The organism is Pirellulales bacterium (assembly GCA_035939775.1).
Lineage (GTDB): Bacteria > Planctomycetota > Planctomycetia > Pirellulales > DATAWG01 > DASZFO01.
The window spans coordinates 1-14514 of the sequence record DASZFO010000308.1; the positions used below are offsets into that span (position 1 = coordinate 1).

Consider the following 14514-nt stretch of genomic DNA (forward strand, 5'->3'; position numbering starts at 1 on the left):
TCATGGCGGTCGGCCTTTGCCTGTCGGTCGTCGTCGGCTTCATGCTGGTCGTCGCGGCGATGCAATATCTCGGCTCGAGCTACCTGATCCCGCCCGATCTCGCCGCCTGGTGCCCACTGCTGCTATTCGCCCCAGCGGCGATGGCAATGTCCGAGCCGCTGCGAGAATAGCTGTTAATCGCGGTTATAATTCCATGAGTTACGAAGCGGCGAGACGCGTTTCTGGCGGGAGTTGACTGATGGCGGACCAATCGGCGGCGCCTTGGGTGGACGGCAAAACGATCGGCCATGTGCTGGAGACGACCGTCGCCGCACATGGCTCGAATGACGCGCTCGCTTTCCCGCAGCTCGGCCTGCGGCTCTCGTACGACGAATTCGCGGCAGAAGTCGATGAAGCGGCCCGCGGGTTGTTGGCGATTGGCATTCAGCCGGGCGAGCATGTCGCCGCCTGGGCGACGAACGTGCCGCATTGGGTGGTGCTGCAATTCGCGACGGCGCGGATCGGGGCCGTGCTCGTCACGATTAATCCGGCGTATCGGCCGTTCGAGCTGAAATACGTGCTGAATCAATGCGACGCGGCCGCGCTTTTCTTGGTCGATCGTTTCAAGTCGTCGGATTATTTCGCCATGCTCCGCGAGGTATGTCCGGAAGTGGCGAGCGCCGCGCCCGGTCAACTTGCGGCGGCGCAGTTCCCGCGGCTCCGCTGGGTCGTGCGATTGCGCGGCGACGATCTGGTGGGCAGCATTTCGTGGGACGAGATGTGTCGCCGCGGCCGCGGCGTCGAGCCCGCTCAAGTCGATGCCGCCGCGGCCGCTCTTAAACACACCGACGCCATCAATATTCAATACACCTCAGGCACGACTGGATTTCCCAAAGCCGCGACGCTCAGCCATCGCAATCTGCTCCTCAACACGTACTACGTCGGTCAATGCTTGAAGCTCACCGACCAAGATCGGGTCTGCATCCCAGTGCCGTTTTATCACTGCTTCGGCTGCGTCCTGGGAACGATCTGCGCCGCCGTCTATGGAGCGACGATGGTCGTGCCGGCTGAATCGTTCGACGCTCCGGGCACGCTCGACGCGATCGAAAAGGAGCTGGCGACCGTGCTCTACGGCGTTCCGACGATGTTCATCGCCGAATTGCACGATCCCGGCCGGCCCGGTCGCGATCTGTCTTCGCTGCGAACAGGAATCATGGCGGGAAGCCCTTGCCCGATCGAGACGATGCGGGCGGTCGTGAACGATCTCGGCTGCCGCGATATTACGATCGGCTACGGCCAGACGGAAGCGTCGCCGATCATCACGCAAACGCGAACCGACGATCCGCTCGAATTGCGCGTCGAGACCGTCGGCCGGCCGATTCCAGGCGTCGAGGTGCGGATCATCGATCCGGCGACCGGCGAAGTGCTGCCCGAAAACCGGCAGGGAGAGCTGTGTGCCCGCGGGCATATCGTCATGCTCGGCTATTACAAGAATCCTGAAGCGACTCACACGGCGATCGATTCCGACGGCTGGCTGCACACCGGCGATCTGGCGCTCCGCCTGCCAAACGGCTACTACAAGATCACCGGGCGGATCAAAGATATGGTCATTCGCGGCGGCGAGAACATCTATCCGCGTGAGATCGAAGAATTCCTGTTCACCCACCCGGCGGTCGAGCAGGCCACCGTCGTCGGCGTTCCCGATCCGAAGTTCGGCGAGGAACTTTGCGCGTGGATCAAGCTCAAGGAAGGAACCTTAACGACGGAGCAAGAAATCCGCGATTTCTGCCGCGCGAAACTGGCTCATTTCAAGATCCCGCGGTACGTGCGCTTTGTAGACGGCTTCCCGCAGACGGTAACGGGCAAGATTCAGAAGTTCAAGATCCGCGACCAGATGCGGCAGGAACTCGGGCTCGATGAGCTACCGACGGCATAGGTGATTCCGACCGCCGAGTATCGGAGACGAGTTCCGCGCGGTGGGTGCCATGCTCACGCGAGCGCCACAGGATTGGATCGAACCAACCGCGTCCGCCGCTCGCGTGGGCATGAGAGCTGACTCGGCCAACCTGCACCTCCATGCCCACGCCGAGCCGTGGGCATGGCACCCTACGCAAGGTGATCGCGCAGACTTCTACCGCCCGTCCACATAGAGCATCGTGTCATCGACGACCCACTCAGTGGACCACGATTTGCCGTCATCCATGTTCAAGACGTCGAAAAACATCGTCTCGAGGTGCTCGCAGCGATAGCCATAGGGGTTGTAGGTGGCGACGAAATCCTTCGACGTGAGGTCCTCGACCCCCTGCTTGATAAAATAATGCACTTTGCCGTCCGGGCTGAACGACATGCCCAGCGTCCACCACCCGGTTTGTTTGATTTCAGGACCCCATACATCGTGGCCCAACTCGTCGGCTCGGATCATGAAGCGGGCGGAGTCTTCCTTGTTTTGCCCGCCGGCTTTGGTCTTGAACCAGATGAACATGCCCGGCCAATAGGTTTCCGATTTGCGCGACATCCCTCCGAACCAGCGGCCCGAGGATTTGTTGACGGTCGTGAGCGCCGCAGTGCGGAAGCCGAACGTGTTTCCAGTCCGCTTTTCCCATTCGTCAAACGGCGGCAGGTAGACTCGCGTCACAACGCTCGGCGACCGCGAGACCGAAGTCGTCCCGATCTTCGACGCCACGTTGGCGACGAAATCGTCTTGCTGGACTTTGTAGCTCGGCTTTCCAGGAACGCCCGAAAAGAGCGTCTTCATGAGCATCGATCCCTTGCTCCCCGGAATACCGTCGGGAGGTGTATCGACGCGCTTCACGATATCCGGCGCCCCGCGCATTTCCGGCTCAAACCATCGGCCATTGGCGGCAATTCCGCCGGGCAAGCGCGTCTGACCGTCGTTCTCTTGGCTGCTCTTGGGGAGATTAGCGATGTAATTCCATTTGGGGTCCTCAAAATCGTCCCCGACCTCCGCGACCCGTTTACCCGTGCCGGGAACGACAACCTGGGCGGCAGCCTGGCGCGCCACTGTGGCGATCAGCGCGACGGCCAGCAGCGATGTTGGAATCGAAGGGAAACGAACGCGCATGAATGCCACCCTTGCGAAAGAGTTTCGAACTGAGAAACGCCTGCGCTCGCCGGCAGCGCCGTCAACTTCGGCCACCAACTTGATGAGGCGCGAGACGCCCTTCGGCGGCAGCCCTTGCCGCCTCGCGTGAGTAATCTACTGGGGGAGGCCGGCTATGCCAAGTGCGATTTTTGCGAGCTACCAGCCGAGCGGCTTGAGGCGGGGATCGAGATTGGGAATCAGCGGCAGCGAGGATTTCGCCGTGCCGCGCTGCGTGCGGATTTCCATGAGGATGAGCGAGCCAGTGCTGCCTGGTGAAGAAGGACGAGCTTCTGGGGCAATTGGCGTTGCAGCATTGCGCTCCGATGCGAAAAACGAAATCGGCGGGCTCGCGCGAGCGGTGTCCGGCGGCGCACGCTGGCTTTCGACGCTCGCCGGCGCCGCACCCGTTTGTGCCAATGCGCTCCGCGATCCGAAGAATGTCGCGGTGGAAAGAGTGCTAATGGCGATCATCGGCGCGCCGAGGTGGATCGTAAGGCGCCTGAAGTTGTTCTTGCGATCCATTTGCGGATGTCTCTTTTCTTCCATCATTCGGTTCAAGAGCTGCTAGCTTCGCCCACGTGAATCATAGCTCAAATTCTCGGTCCGCCACGCGACGATCCGGCATGATCGGCAAAATCGGGGGGCGCTTCGCGCGGCATTTGCGGATGACGGTGACCGCGTTTGACGCCGGACCAAGTCAACGTAGAGTTGGTTTGAATCCATGTTTTCCGCTCGTGCTTGGCGGAAGAGGGGACGGACGGCGAGTCGTTTGAAGGCAACAGCTCCGCGTCGGCATCCGCGACGAGCGCGCCCCCTCTTCCGCCAGACGCAAGCCAGGAATCCGTACAAGGCGATGTGGGGATATGTCTGAGAATGCGGTTGAAAACCTGTTGGCGCGATTGGCTGGGCGCGGTGGTGATGCGGACGCCGATCCCTATTCCGTCATTGCCGCCACCGAGCCCGACCACACTGCTCCCAAGGCCGCGGCCGTCCAGCATGCGGAAAAGGCGCGGCAAGACAAGCTCGATCAACTCCTCGGCCGAATCGCCCAATTGACCGGCGCCGCCACTGCGGCCAATAACCCGACCGCCGTTGGCGCGACAAACGGCGCCGATGCTCCGCCGGAGCCCGCTTCCGGCGAGGGATCCGCGCCGGCAACTGTGAACGAATTCTTTCCCGCCGAACCGACCACCCTGGTGCAAGCGAAGCTGACGGAAAGCGACGTCGAGGATCTGGTGTTCAAGTTTCTCTTGGCCCGCGGCGACGCGAGCGGCCGAGACATTGCCGAGCAGATCAAGCTGCCGTTTATCCTGCTCGAGGAACTGCTCCGAGTATTGAAGTCGGACCATTGGATCGTCCATCGCGGCGCCGCGGCGATGAACGACTATCAATATCAGTTGACCGACAAAGGCCGCGAGCGGGCGCGACGGCTGGTGGAACACTGCACGTACTACGGTTCGGCCCCGGTCGCGCTGAGCGATTATCTCGCCTGCGTGGCCGCTCAATCGCTGACCATGCAGCATCCCACCACGGACGACTTGAGTCGCGCGTTCGACGATTTGTTGATTAATCCGCGGATGCTGGCCCGGCTCGGGCCGGCGATCAACTCCGGCCGCGGACTGTTTCTCTACGGCGCGGCCGGCAACGGCAAGACGAGCATCGCGGAGCGGGTCACGCGGGCATTCGGCCAGTTTATCTGGGTCCCTCGCTCCATCGGCATCGACGGCGAGATCATCCGCCTTTTCGATCCGAGCAACCACGAAGAGGCGCCCCTGGAGAGCACCGGCGGGCTGCTCGATAATCGGAAAATCGACAAACGCTGGATTCGCATCCGCCGGCCGACGATCGTTGTCGGTGGCGAGTTGACGATGGACAATCTTGAAGTCGTGCGCAACACCTCGACCGGCACTTGCGAAGCCCCGATGCAGCTCAAAAGCAACTGCGGCACCCTGGTGATCGACGATTTCGGCCGACAACGGATGAGCACCGATGAACTGCTGAACCGCTGGATCGTGCCGCTGGAAAAGCGATTCGACTTTCTCAATCTGCCCAACGGGAAGAAAATCCAAGTCCCATTCGATCAGTTGATCATCTTTTCGACGAACTTGCAGCCCCGCGACCTGGTCGATGAAGCTTTTCTGCGACGCATTCCCTACAAGATCGACGTGATCGATCCAACCGAGGACGAATTCCGCCGACTATTCGAAATCGTGGCCCCAAAACTGGGCTTCGAATATCGAGAAGAACCGGTCAATTATCTCATCCAGCAGCACTATCTTGCCGCGGGCCGGCCGTTCCGCAATTGCCAGCCCCGCGACTTGCTCATGCAAGTGCGCAATCGTTGCTTCTATGAGAAGCGCACCCAGGAATTGACCAAAGAGAATTTCGACATGGCGGTCGAAAACTACTTCGCGATGATGTGATCGACTCTCGAACGTAAGAACACCTAACAAATCCGGCCAGGGAGAAGGGGACAGTCCCCATTTTGCTGCGCGGTCTCCGCAAAAGGGAGATAGTCCCCGCCCGGATTTGTTAGCTGTTCTAATGCGATCGTTCCATGCCGAATTCGAGCTGCAGTTGCAGGTCGTCGTCGCGCTGGGGATTCAGCTCCTTGAAGAGCAAGCTCGGCTGGATATCGTGATTGTGTTGATACTTGTCGCTGACGTATTCGATGATCTCGCCGCATACTTGATGATAGAAGATTTGGCAGATCGGCACGCCGGCATAAATCCGCACCGGCTGTACGGCGAACATCTCGAGCGTCCAGTAACCGCAGAAGCCGACGTCGCCGAAACCGGCGGTGACGTGCACGAATAGCCCCAGCCGTCCCACCGACGACCGCCCCTCGATCATCGGCACATGGTTGTGCGTTTCGGTGCGCTCGATCGTGCGACCCAAATAAAGCTGATTCGGACTGAGAACCAATCCCTCGGGCGGAATCTCGATGCGGCGCACTCGGTTCGCGCGCCGCATGTCGAGCACCACTTCCTCGTACGTCATCAATTCGTGGTGCAGCGTGAGGTTGTAACTATTGGGATTGAGATTCGCGTCGTCGAACGGATCGATGACGATGTTCTCTCCCAACTGCTTCCGAATTTCTTGGCCGGTGAGAATCATGGCAGGGGCGAGGGGCGAGGGACTAGGGGCGAGGGAAGCAAGCGACAGAGGGCGAGTGGCAGGTTAGGGCAGTTCATACGGCGCGGCCTCTCTCATTACCGGCCATTGTTCGACGAGAAGCGGGGTTTCCGCTTGCGCGTCCTCTCGCCCCTCACCCCTCGTCCCTCGCCCCTCTCCTCGACGCCGATCCTGGGACAAATGGGCTCCAGCGGGCAGATTTCGCATTTGGGCCGCCGGGCTATGCAGATCGCGCGGCCGTGGAAAATCATTTCGTGGCTGAAGTCGATCCAGTCGCGCTGCGGGATCTGCGCCATGAGGTCCTGTTCGATTTTCACCGCGTCGTTCTTTTTGGTAAGCCCGAGCCGGCGGCTGATCCGGGCGACGTGCGTGTCGACGACAATGCCGGTCGCGATCCCATAGGCCGTCCCGAGCACGACGTTGGCCGTTTTCCGGCCGACTCCTGGCAACTTGATCAACTCTTCCAATGTCCGCGGCACGTGGCCATCATGCTCGGCGACCAGCTTCTCGCAGCAACCTTGAATGCTCTTGGCCTTGCTCCGAAAAAAACCGGTGCTCAGAATGATTCGCTCGATATCCTTTCGCTCCGCGGCGGCCAGCGCCGCGGCAGTCGGATACTTCCTGAACAGCACCGGCGAGACCATATTCACCCGCACGTCGGTGCATTGTGCCGAGAGGATCGTCGCGATTAGCAACTGCAACGGGTCGTTGAATTCGAGCGCGCAATGCGCCTCTGGATACGCCCGGCGAAGGCGCTTTACGATTTCCGTCGATCGGCGCTTGTCGGCGGCAGTGACAGCCATGTATTGCCCCGGAATCGCTCGGGCCGAACGAGGTGCATGCGGCCAACTCGAAGCGCCAATTCTCAGAGGGTTCGCACGCGCTGTCAAGCCTGTGCGCCGTTCGCCCCCGCGGATCGCGTCATGGCAGAAACCGGCCGGGCTGCCTATAATTTTGCGATCGGTGAATGCCGCGAACGTTTGGCTCGGCCAATTTGGGATCGCGCGATGGATGATGGTCCGTACGACCCGCTGTATCTCAAGGGGATCGAGCACTTTAACGTGTGCGATTTCTTTGAGAGTCACGAGGTTTGGGAGGATTTGTGGACCGAATATCGTGGGCCGTCGCGGAAATTCTATCAGGGGCTGATCCAGGCGGCGGTGGCCCTCTATCATTTTGGAAACGGCAACATCCGCGGGGCGAAGAAGTTGTTTCACAGTTCGCGGGGCTATTTGGTCCCTTACGGCCCCAAGCACATCGGCTTGGACCTCGAGAAATTCATCGCCGAATTCGACCGTTGTTTCGCCGAGGTCGCGGCCGCGACGGAGGAATTTCCAACCATCGACCTTGATCCCGAACTCATACCAGAAATCCATCTCGATCCGCCGGCGACGTGAGCGCGGAAAGGGTTTTCGAGTCCGTTTCCAAACAACGCGCATCGAGCGAAGCATGTCGCTATCAGAAAACTTGTCGTTTTCGCCTGAAAATTTTTCGGGTCGGGTGCGGCTGTTTCCACTGCCGAATCTCGTCGTGTTTCCACACGTGATGCAGCCGCTGCACATCTTCGAGCCACGATATCGCGCCATGCTTGAAGAGGCTTTGGCCGATGACCGCTTGATTGGGATGAGCTTGTTGGCCCCTGGCTGGGAACAGGATTATGAAGGTCGTCCTCCGCTGCGGCCGGTTGGCTGTCTCTGTCGGGTGGCGACCTATCACAAAACGGATGAGGGTTCATACAACGTGCTCGTGCTCGGCTTGCGGCGGATGGTGATCGAGCGTGAGCTGCCCGCCGAAAAAACCTTCCGCGTTGCGGAAGTCCAACTCTGCGAAGACCGGTATCCCGACGCGGTTGCGGCGCAACGTCCCGAATTGCAGCGCCGCTTGCTGGCGGCATTCAAGCGCGTCTTGCCGCGAATCCCAGAAGCCTACGAACAACTGGATCAACTCTTGGGCAGCGAGATCCCCTTGGGAATGCTAACGGACATCGTCGCCTATACGCTGGACATCGAACTGGACTTCAAAGAGCGGCTGTTGACCGAGGCGGGCGTCGATCAACGAGCCCAATTGCTGCTCGAGCACCTTAATCGGCTGCGCAAGGCAATCTTTCCGCCGGAATTCAGCATTAATTGATGTATTTGCAAGTCGGAAACCCGCGCGCAGTTCCCCTCACTCCGGCCCTTTCCGGTTCGACTGAACTCGCCGAAGTCCAGAGGGGTAGGGAGACATCGCTCCAATGAAAACCGATTCCAAGACTTCCATCCCGCGTTGCCTAGCCGACGAGGACGGCATTTCCGCCGCGTCGGCGGCCGTCGATCTGCCGCGAATCGAGCGGGCCGTGCGCGAAATCCTCGCCGCCATCGGCGAGAATCCCGACCGTGAAGGCCTGCGAGAGACGCCGGCCCGCGTCGCCCGAATGTACGCCGAGCTTTTCGCCGGGTTGCATCAAGACGCGCGCGTCCATCTGCAAAAATGCTTCACGGAAAAGTACGATGAGATCGTGTTGGTGCGCGATATCAGCTTCAACAGTATGTGCGAGCATCACATGCTCCCTTTCATGGGCAAAGCGCATATTGGGTACCTTCCCAACGGCCGGGTGATCGGCTTGAGCAAGTTGGCCCGAGTGGTTGAGGTGGTCTCGAAGCGTCCACAAGTTCAAGAGCGCATGACCGAGGAGATCGCCAATCTTCTGGTCGAGGAACTCGATGCCAAGGGGGTCGCGGTCGTGATCGAGGCGACACATTCCTGCATGGCGATTCGCGGGGTGCGAAAGCCGGGGAGCGTCTGCGTCACTTCGGCCATGAAGGGTACATTCCGCGCCAATCTCTCTAGCCGCTCGGAGATCATGACCTTGATCTACGGCGACACGCTCGGCACGCGAGGCTAGCGGTCATTCAGGAGTGAAGCGCGCGGCCGAGGCGGTCGGAGGACGCCGGCAGCGTCCGATACGAACTCATCCCAGCGGAACGCAATCCGGCAATGCTGATCCTGATCGAATTTCTCTTCCGGCTTTCGTTCGGACTATCGCTCTCGATGGCCGTTACGTCTCCGCGCCAAGTGACAAGTGGCTACTATCGCAATCATCTTTACGTGCTGCTCGGGCTGAACGTATTGGCGATGCTCGTAGCGCTAGCCGCGCCAGAGCAGTTCGAACTCTGGCCTCCACTCGCGGGCGCTTGTTTGAGCTACGCCGGCGCTGTCGCCTGGCTGTATGCGAAGCCTCGCGCGGGAATCGCGTTGCTCTTGCTCGTCGCAATTGCCGGATTGGCCGGTGCCTGGCTGGCCAAGCCGCAGCCGATTCTAACTTCCAATGCGGCCGCGGCATTGCGCTGGCTCGATGCGCCCACGAGTGGATTGCTGCTCGGTTCAACTTTGGCGGCAATGTTTCTTGGCCATTGGTATCTGAACACCCCGACGATGGAACTCGCTCCGCTCCGGCGATTGGTTCTGCTCATGGGTGGTGCAGTGATCGCGCGAGCCGTTGTTTGCGGTGCCGGCCTGGCCATGCAATTCGACTACGCCGGCATGCCGCAACCAGCGTTCGTCGGATTGCGCTGGCTTTCCGGCCTGTTTGGCGCGCTCGCGCTCACGATAATGACCTGGAAAATCCTCAGAATCCCCAACACGCAAAGCGCCACCGGAATTCTTTACGTAGGCGTAATCGCCGTCTTTCTCGGGGAATTGACCTCTCAGCTACTGTCCGCCAGGACATGGTTTCCAGTATGATAGAGGGAGATTCCATGAACATTGAGTTTCTGTGTCCCCATTGTGAGCAAGCGAGCCGGGCCGAGGTGTCGCCTGCGGCGAGCGATTTTTGTTGCGCGGATTGTGGCGAGAAGGTCCTTCTTCCGCCCGGCGCAATGGACAACGTGCAACTGCATCGCTGTCTAGTTTGTCCGAGCACGGATTTGTTCGTGCGGAAGGATTTCCCTCAGCGGCTTGGCGTGGCGATCGTCACGCTGGGAATCGTGGCTAGTTGCGTGGCATGGGGTTATCACGAGTTGCTTCTCACCTTTCTCATCCTGTTTCTAACGGCCTTGATCGATGTCGTGCTGTATATCGTGGTCCCCAATGCGCTGATGTGCTATCGCTGCGGGGCTCAATATCGGGGCGCCCCTGGGGTCGATTCCCATTTGTCATTCAATCTGGAAACCCACGAGCGTCATCGGCAGCAGAGAGCCCGGCTGGTCGAGCACCGGCGGGCGTGACCGGCACGGACGGCACACGAGGCTAGCGTCGGTTTCACCCTTCCTACGGCGAGGCGCGAATCCGTTGGCGGCCGGCACACTGCCGGGCAGTTGGCGATCGCAGGCCGACAGTTTTCTTTCATGGATCAAGAGCGGCAAAGAATTCAGGACGACTTGCGCGGGCTCGTGAGCGGCGATGTGCGCTGCGACGACGTCTTCGTGCAGCTCTACGCCAGTGACGCGAGCGTTTACCAAATCAGGCCGCTGGGGGTCGTCCGCCCTCGGAACTCGGCCGACGTGGTGGCCACCTTGCAGTACGCGGCGGAGAAAAAGATCCCCATCCATGCCCGCGGCGCCGGAACCGGTCTGGCCGGCGAATCTCTCGGCGCTGGGTTGATCCTCGATTTCAGCCGCTATATGCGGCGTATCTTGCGGATCGACGACGATCGGGTCCGAGTGCAACCGGGCGTCGTTCATGCCCAGCTCAATCAACATCTCCGCTCGTTCGGACGGTTGTTCGGTCCCGATCCGGCGATGAGCCAAGTGACGACGATGGGGAGCGTCGTGGCCATCGACGCCTCGGGAAGCCACTGGCTGCAATACGGCTCGGCGCGGCGGCACGTGCTGAGCCTGCAAATCGTGCTGGCCGACGGCACACTGCTGGAGGTCGGCCGCGAGCCCTTGTCGCTGGCCAACGTGGACGTGCCGACCACCCGCCGGCAGGAGTTGGTGAGCCAGCTCACCGATCTCTTCACCCGCCGTGCCCAATTGATCAGCGAGCGCCAACCGCAGACGATGCTCAACCAGTGCGGCTACCAGCTCGGCGACGTGCTGGAGTCCGGCAGCCTCGACTTGGGTCGGCTCTTGGCCGGCAGCGAGGGGACGTTGGCCATCATCACCGAAGCAACGCTGGCCACGACGCCGTTGCCTCGTTATCGGGGGGTTGGCGCTCTGTTCTTCGATTCGCTTGAAAACGCGGCCTTGGCCGTGCAGGAGATTCTTCCGTTTTCTCCCTGCGCTTGCGATCTGCTCGACCGCCGGCATCTGAGTCTGGCGCGGGAGAATTATCCTGAGTACAGCCTGCTGGTTCCCGCCGAGGCCGAGGCGTTGTTGCTTGTCGAGCACATGGGCGACGATCCGGTTTCCGTGCGCGACCGGATGGTGCAGATGCTCGATCGCGTGCGGCGGAAGTGCCGCTTGGCCTTTGATACCCGTCAGGCATTTGATCACGAGGAGATCGATCTCTATTGGCAATTGGCCACGCGCATCGTGCCGACGTTGCACCGCATCAAAGGTACAACACGGCCATTGCCGTTTGTCGAGGACTTGGCGGTGCCGCCAGCGGCGCTCCCCGATTTCCTGGTGCGAATGCAGAATACCCTCAAGAAACATCAAGTGACCGCCTCGCTCTTTGGGCATGTGGGTCACGGGCAACTTCACGTCCGGCCGTTCCTCGATCTGACGATTGCCGACGATGTCCGGAAAATGGAGGATCTCGCGGCCGATCTCTATCACGAAGTGTTCGAGGTCCATGGGACAATCAGCGGCGAGCATGGCGACGGATTGAGCCGGACCCCGTTCATTCGGCGGCAGTACGGAGAACTCTACGATGTCTTCGCCGAGGTTAAGCAGGTTTTCGATCCGCAAGGAATTCTCAATCCTGGCAAGATTGTCGGCGGCGACGGTCAATCGTTGACGCGCCATTTGCGGCCGGTGAGACTACCGTCCGAGGAAGTCGTTCCATCGGCCAATGGCCGAAGCAGTGCGCCGCCGGCGCTCGTCGATGTGCAGCTCAACTGGACGCCGGCGGAAATCGCCGCGGTGGCGAGCCACTGCAACGGCTGCGGCAGTTGCCGCGCGCAATCCGGCGACCTGCGAATGTGCCCGATTTTTCGCGTCGCTCCGGCGGAAGAAGCCTCGCCGCGAGCGAAGGCCAATTTATTCCGTGGCTTGCTCAGCGGCCAACTCGATCCGGCGCTCCTGACCACCGACGACTTCAAGGACGTCGCCGATCTGTGCGTCAACTGCCATCAGTGCCGCCTGGAATGTCCGGCAGGCGTCGATATTCCCAAGCTGATGATCGAGGCGAAGGCCGCTTATGTCGCCACCAACGGCTTGCAGCCGAGCGACTGGATTCTGGCTCGATTCGACATCTTGAGCGCGCTGGGGAGCCATTTTAGTCCGGTGGCGAATTGGGCGGTTGGCAATCGCCAGGCGCGCTGGCTGCTGGAAAAGACTTTCGGCATCGCCCAAGGGCGAAAGCTCCCGCGGTTTGCCCCGCGAAGCTTCTTGCGCCGCGCCGCACGTCGACGTTTGACGCGCCCGACTCGCCGCAGCGGGCGGAAAGTAGTCTATTTTGTCGACACCTACGCGAACTATCACGATCCGCAATTGGCCGAGGCCCTGGTCGCGGTGCTCGAGCACAATGGCGTAGCCGTTTATGTCCCCCCGAATCAGCGAGCCTCCGGAATGGCGATGATCTCAATGGGAGCGGTCGAGCGGGCCCGGCGCCTAGCCGCGAAGAACGTCGCGCTTTTGGCGGAAGCCGTCCGGCAGGGATACCAAGTTGTGGTCACGGAACCTTCCACGGCCGTCTGCCTGACTCACGAATATCCCAATTTGATGGACGATGAGGAAGCGCGACTCGTCGCTCAGAACACGACGGAAGCTTGCACCTATCTTTGGCGGCTGCACCAGCAGGGCATCCTCCAACTCGACTTGCGGCCGGTCAACGCGGCGCTGGCCTACCATATGCCGTGCCATATCAAGGCGCTCGGGGTCGGCTCGCCGACCGAAAACCTCCTGCGGCTTGTTCCGGCCCTAAGTGTGCAGCGGATTGAAAAAGGATGTTCTGGCATGGCCGGCACGTTTGGCCTGAAGAAGGCGAACTATCGCACCAGCCTGCGCGCCGGCTGGGAATTGATTTCGCATATGCGTCAACCTGGCCTTCAGGCCGGGACCACGGAATGCAGCGCCTGTAAAATGCAGATGGAGCAGGGCACCACCAAGCCGACACTTCATCCCTTAAAACTGCTAGCCATGGCCTACGGATTGATGCCGGAGTTGGCAGGGCAACTGACTGCACGAGGCGCCGAGTTGGTCGTAACATGAGGATCAGCATTAAGTTATTTGCGATGGCCAGGGACATTTGCGGGCGCGAAACGGTCGATTTGGTGGTGAATGAACATGCTCGAATTGGCGATGTGCGGAACGTCTTAATCCGGCAAATCCCAGCGTTTTCCACCCTTTTGAGGAGTTCGTGCTTTGCGGTTAACGCTCAATTCGTTGATGACGAATTCCCCTTAAGAGAGGGAGACGAAGTGGCTTGCATCCCGCCGGTCAGTGGTGGATAAAGGAGGAGCCACACGTGGACGAGAACCGTCTGCTAGCAATGCTAGCGCGAGTGTCTTTTGGAGGAGACAACGTCATGAAGCGAAATGAAGTGCTATCGCTCTTGGAGCGTTTTCCAGAATTGGTCGATGGCGACGACGATTTGCTCAACGAGTTGATTACCGACACCAACCCCGACCGCCCGGAAAAGAACTTCGAGCGTTCGGAGCCATTGCCAAAGCCCGAATTCGACGAACGGCTGGCGAAACAGCCACGCTAGCTAGCGGCTTCAGAAGCGCGATTTTCATCGCGGCCTATTGCAAGCGCGATTACATCGCGGCGCCGCACGCGGTGCATGCATGATTCGATTGACGGACGAGCCGATCGCGCCAGCGGAGGTGCTTGCCCAGATTCAATCGAACGCGGCGGGAGCCGCGGTGTTGTTTATCGGCACGACTCGCGCGTCGACCGGGGGGCGGGCGACGAATTCACTGGACTACGAATGCTATCCCGAAATGGCTCGCGTCAAGCTGGCCGAGCTGGAGAGCGAAGCCCGGCGGCGCTGGCCAATCGTCGATTGCGCCATCGTTCATCGCCTGGGGCATTTGCAGGTCGGTGAGGCGAGCGTGGCGATTGCCGTCAGTTCGGCCCATCGAGCGGCCGCGTTCGCCGCGGGCCAATGGCTGATCGATACGCTCAAGCAGGTCGTGCCGATCTGGAAGCGCGAAAACTGGGCCGACGGGACGAGCGAGTGGGTCCATCCCGGGATAGAATCGTAGTGGA

At 60.5% G+C, this 14514-nt stretch carries 14 protein-coding genes; 10 read left to right on the plus strand and 4 right to left on the minus strand.

The annotated features are described in order from the left end of the window. Nucleotides 1–238: 238 nt before the first annotated feature. On the plus strand, nucleotides 239–1915 hold the full coding sequence (locus tag VGY55_19020) for an AMP-binding protein (GenBank protein ID HEV2972072.1): 1677 nt from the start codon (nucleotides 239–241) through the stop codon (nucleotides 1913–1915). 195 nt (nucleotides 1916–2110) lie between these two features. On the opposite strand, the gene VGY55_19025 is transcribed toward VGY55_19020, so the two are convergent. After that, nucleotides 2111–3061, minus strand: a complete 951-nt coding sequence (locus VGY55_19025; protein ID HEV2972073.1) for a hypothetical protein — start codon at nucleotides 3059–3061, stop codon at nucleotides 2111–2113. Between the two features lie 177 nt (nucleotides 3062–3238). Further along, nucleotides 3239–3604 (minus strand): hypothetical protein, encoded by a 366-nt coding sequence (locus tag VGY55_19030; GenBank protein ID HEV2972074.1) that lies wholly within the window; start codon nucleotides 3602–3604, stop codon nucleotides 3239–3241. A gap of 341 nt (nucleotides 3605–3945) precedes the next feature. Here VGY55_19030 and VGY55_19035 point away from each other — a divergent pair, with 341 nt between their 5' ends. Then, nucleotides 3946–5505 carry an AAA family ATPase gene (locus tag VGY55_19035; GenBank protein ID HEV2972075.1) on the plus strand — a complete coding sequence of 520 codons (1560 nt, stop codon included), beginning with the start codon at nucleotides 3946–3948 and terminating at the stop codon, nucleotides 5503–5505. A 118-nt stretch (nucleotides 5506–5623) separates the two neighbouring features. Here VGY55_19035 and dcd read toward each other — a convergent pair whose 3' ends face one another. Beyond that, nucleotides 5624–6199 carry a dCTP deaminase gene (gene dcd, locus VGY55_19040; protein HEV2972076.1) on the minus strand — a complete coding sequence of 192 codons (576 nt, stop codon included), beginning with the start codon at nucleotides 6197–6199 and terminating at the stop codon, nucleotides 5624–5626. A 95-nt stretch (nucleotides 6200–6294) separates the two neighbouring features. Further along, a complete protein-coding gene (gene nth, locus VGY55_19045; protein HEV2972077.1) occupies nucleotides 6295–7020 on the minus strand; it encodes an endonuclease III in 726 nt (241 codons plus the stop codon). Nucleotides 7021–7224: 204 nt separating this feature from the next. On the opposite strand from nth, the gene VGY55_19050 reads away from it, so the two are divergent. The 8 genes from VGY55_19050 to VGY55_19085 all read left to right on the plus strand — a co-directional run bounded on the left by VGY55_19050 (nucleotide 7225) and on the right by VGY55_19085 (nucleotide 14510). Then, nucleotides 7225–7614, plus strand: coding sequence for a DUF309 domain-containing protein (locus VGY55_19050; GenBank protein HEV2972078.1), 390 nt, complete (start codon nucleotides 7225–7227; stop codon nucleotides 7612–7614). Between the two features lie 52 nt (nucleotides 7615–7666). After that, nucleotides 7667–8347 (plus strand): LON peptidase substrate-binding domain-containing protein, encoded by a 681-nt coding sequence (locus VGY55_19055; protein HEV2972079.1) that lies wholly within the window; start codon nucleotides 7667–7669, stop codon nucleotides 8345–8347. A gap of 103 nt (nucleotides 8348–8450) precedes the next feature. Next, complete coding sequence (folE, locus tag VGY55_19060; GenBank protein HEV2972080.1) at nucleotides 8451–9101, plus strand: GTP cyclohydrolase I FolE; 651 nt, start codon at nucleotides 8451–8453, stop codon at nucleotides 9099–9101. A 92-nt stretch (nucleotides 9102–9193) separates the two neighbouring features. Further along, nucleotides 9194–9940: a hypothetical protein gene (locus tag VGY55_19065; protein HEV2972081.1), complete on the plus strand. Its 747-nt coding sequence runs from the start codon at nucleotides 9194–9196 to the stop codon at nucleotides 9938–9940. A gap of 14 nt (nucleotides 9941–9954) precedes the next feature. Then, nucleotides 9955–10422, plus strand: coding sequence for a hypothetical protein (locus tag VGY55_19070; protein ID HEV2972082.1), 468 nt, complete (start codon nucleotides 9955–9957; stop codon nucleotides 10420–10422). A gap of 120 nt (nucleotides 10423–10542) precedes the next feature. Then, entirely contained in the window at nucleotides 10543–13512 is a 2970-nt protein-coding gene (locus VGY55_19075; protein HEV2972083.1) for an anaerobic glycerol-3-phosphate dehydrogenase subunit C, read from the plus strand. Nucleotides 13513–13828: 316 nt separating this feature from the next. After that, nucleotides 13829–14011, plus strand: coding sequence for a hypothetical protein (locus tag VGY55_19080; GenBank protein ID HEV2972084.1), 183 nt, complete (start codon nucleotides 13829–13831; stop codon nucleotides 14009–14011). Between the two features lie 79 nt (nucleotides 14012–14090). Then, nucleotides 14091–14510 carry a molybdenum cofactor biosynthesis protein MoaE gene (locus VGY55_19085; GenBank protein ID HEV2972085.1) on the plus strand — a complete coding sequence of 140 codons (420 nt, stop codon included), beginning with the start codon at nucleotides 14091–14093 and terminating at the stop codon, nucleotides 14508–14510. Nucleotides 14511–14514 lie beyond the last annotated feature (4 nt).

What these genes read in the sequence shown, in the direction of transcription:
- VGY55_19020 (HEV2972072.1), top strand. Translation starts at nt 239, where the DNA reads ATGGCGGACCAATCGGCGGCGCCTTGGGTGGACGGCAAAACGATCGGC.
- VGY55_19025 (HEV2972073.1), bottom strand. Translation starts at nt 3,061, where the DNA reads ATGCGCGTTCGTTTCCCTTCGATTCCAACATCGCTGCTGGCCGTCGCG.
- VGY55_19030 (HEV2972074.1), bottom strand. Translation starts at nt 3,604, where the DNA reads ATGGATCGCAAGAACAACTTCAGGCGCCTTACGATCCACCTCGGCGCG.
- VGY55_19035 (HEV2972075.1), top strand. Translation starts at nt 3,946, where the DNA reads ATGTCTGAGAATGCGGTTGAAAACCTGTTGGCGCGATTGGCTGGGCGC.
- dcd (HEV2972076.1), bottom strand. Translation starts at nt 6,199, where the DNA reads ATGATTCTCACCGGCCAAGAAATTCGGAAGCAGTTGGGAGAGAACATC.
- nth (HEV2972077.1), bottom strand. Translation starts at nt 7,020, where the DNA reads ATGGCTGTCACTGCCGCCGACAAGCGCCGATCGACGGAAATCGTAAAG.
- VGY55_19050 (HEV2972078.1), top strand. Translation starts at nt 7,225, where the DNA reads ATGGATGATGGTCCGTACGACCCGCTGTATCTCAAGGGGATCGAGCAC.
- VGY55_19055 (HEV2972079.1), top strand. Translation starts at nt 7,667, where the DNA reads ATGTCGCTATCAGAAAACTTGTCGTTTTCGCCTGAAAATTTTTCGGGT.
- folE (HEV2972080.1), top strand. Translation starts at nt 8,451, where the DNA reads ATGAAAACCGATTCCAAGACTTCCATCCCGCGTTGCCTAGCCGACGAG.
- VGY55_19065 (HEV2972081.1), top strand. Translation starts at nt 9,194, where the DNA reads ATGCTGATCCTGATCGAATTTCTCTTCCGGCTTTCGTTCGGACTATCG.
- VGY55_19070 (HEV2972082.1), top strand. Translation starts at nt 9,955, where the DNA reads ATGAACATTGAGTTTCTGTGTCCCCATTGTGAGCAAGCGAGCCGGGCC.
- VGY55_19075 (HEV2972083.1), top strand. Translation starts at nt 10,543, where the DNA reads ATGGATCAAGAGCGGCAAAGAATTCAGGACGACTTGCGCGGGCTCGTG.
- VGY55_19080 (HEV2972084.1), top strand. Translation starts at nt 13,829, where the DNA reads ATGAAGCGAAATGAAGTGCTATCGCTCTTGGAGCGTTTTCCAGAATTG.
- VGY55_19085 (HEV2972085.1), top strand. Translation starts at nt 14,091, where the DNA reads ATGATTCGATTGACGGACGAGCCGATCGCGCCAGCGGAGGTGCTTGCC.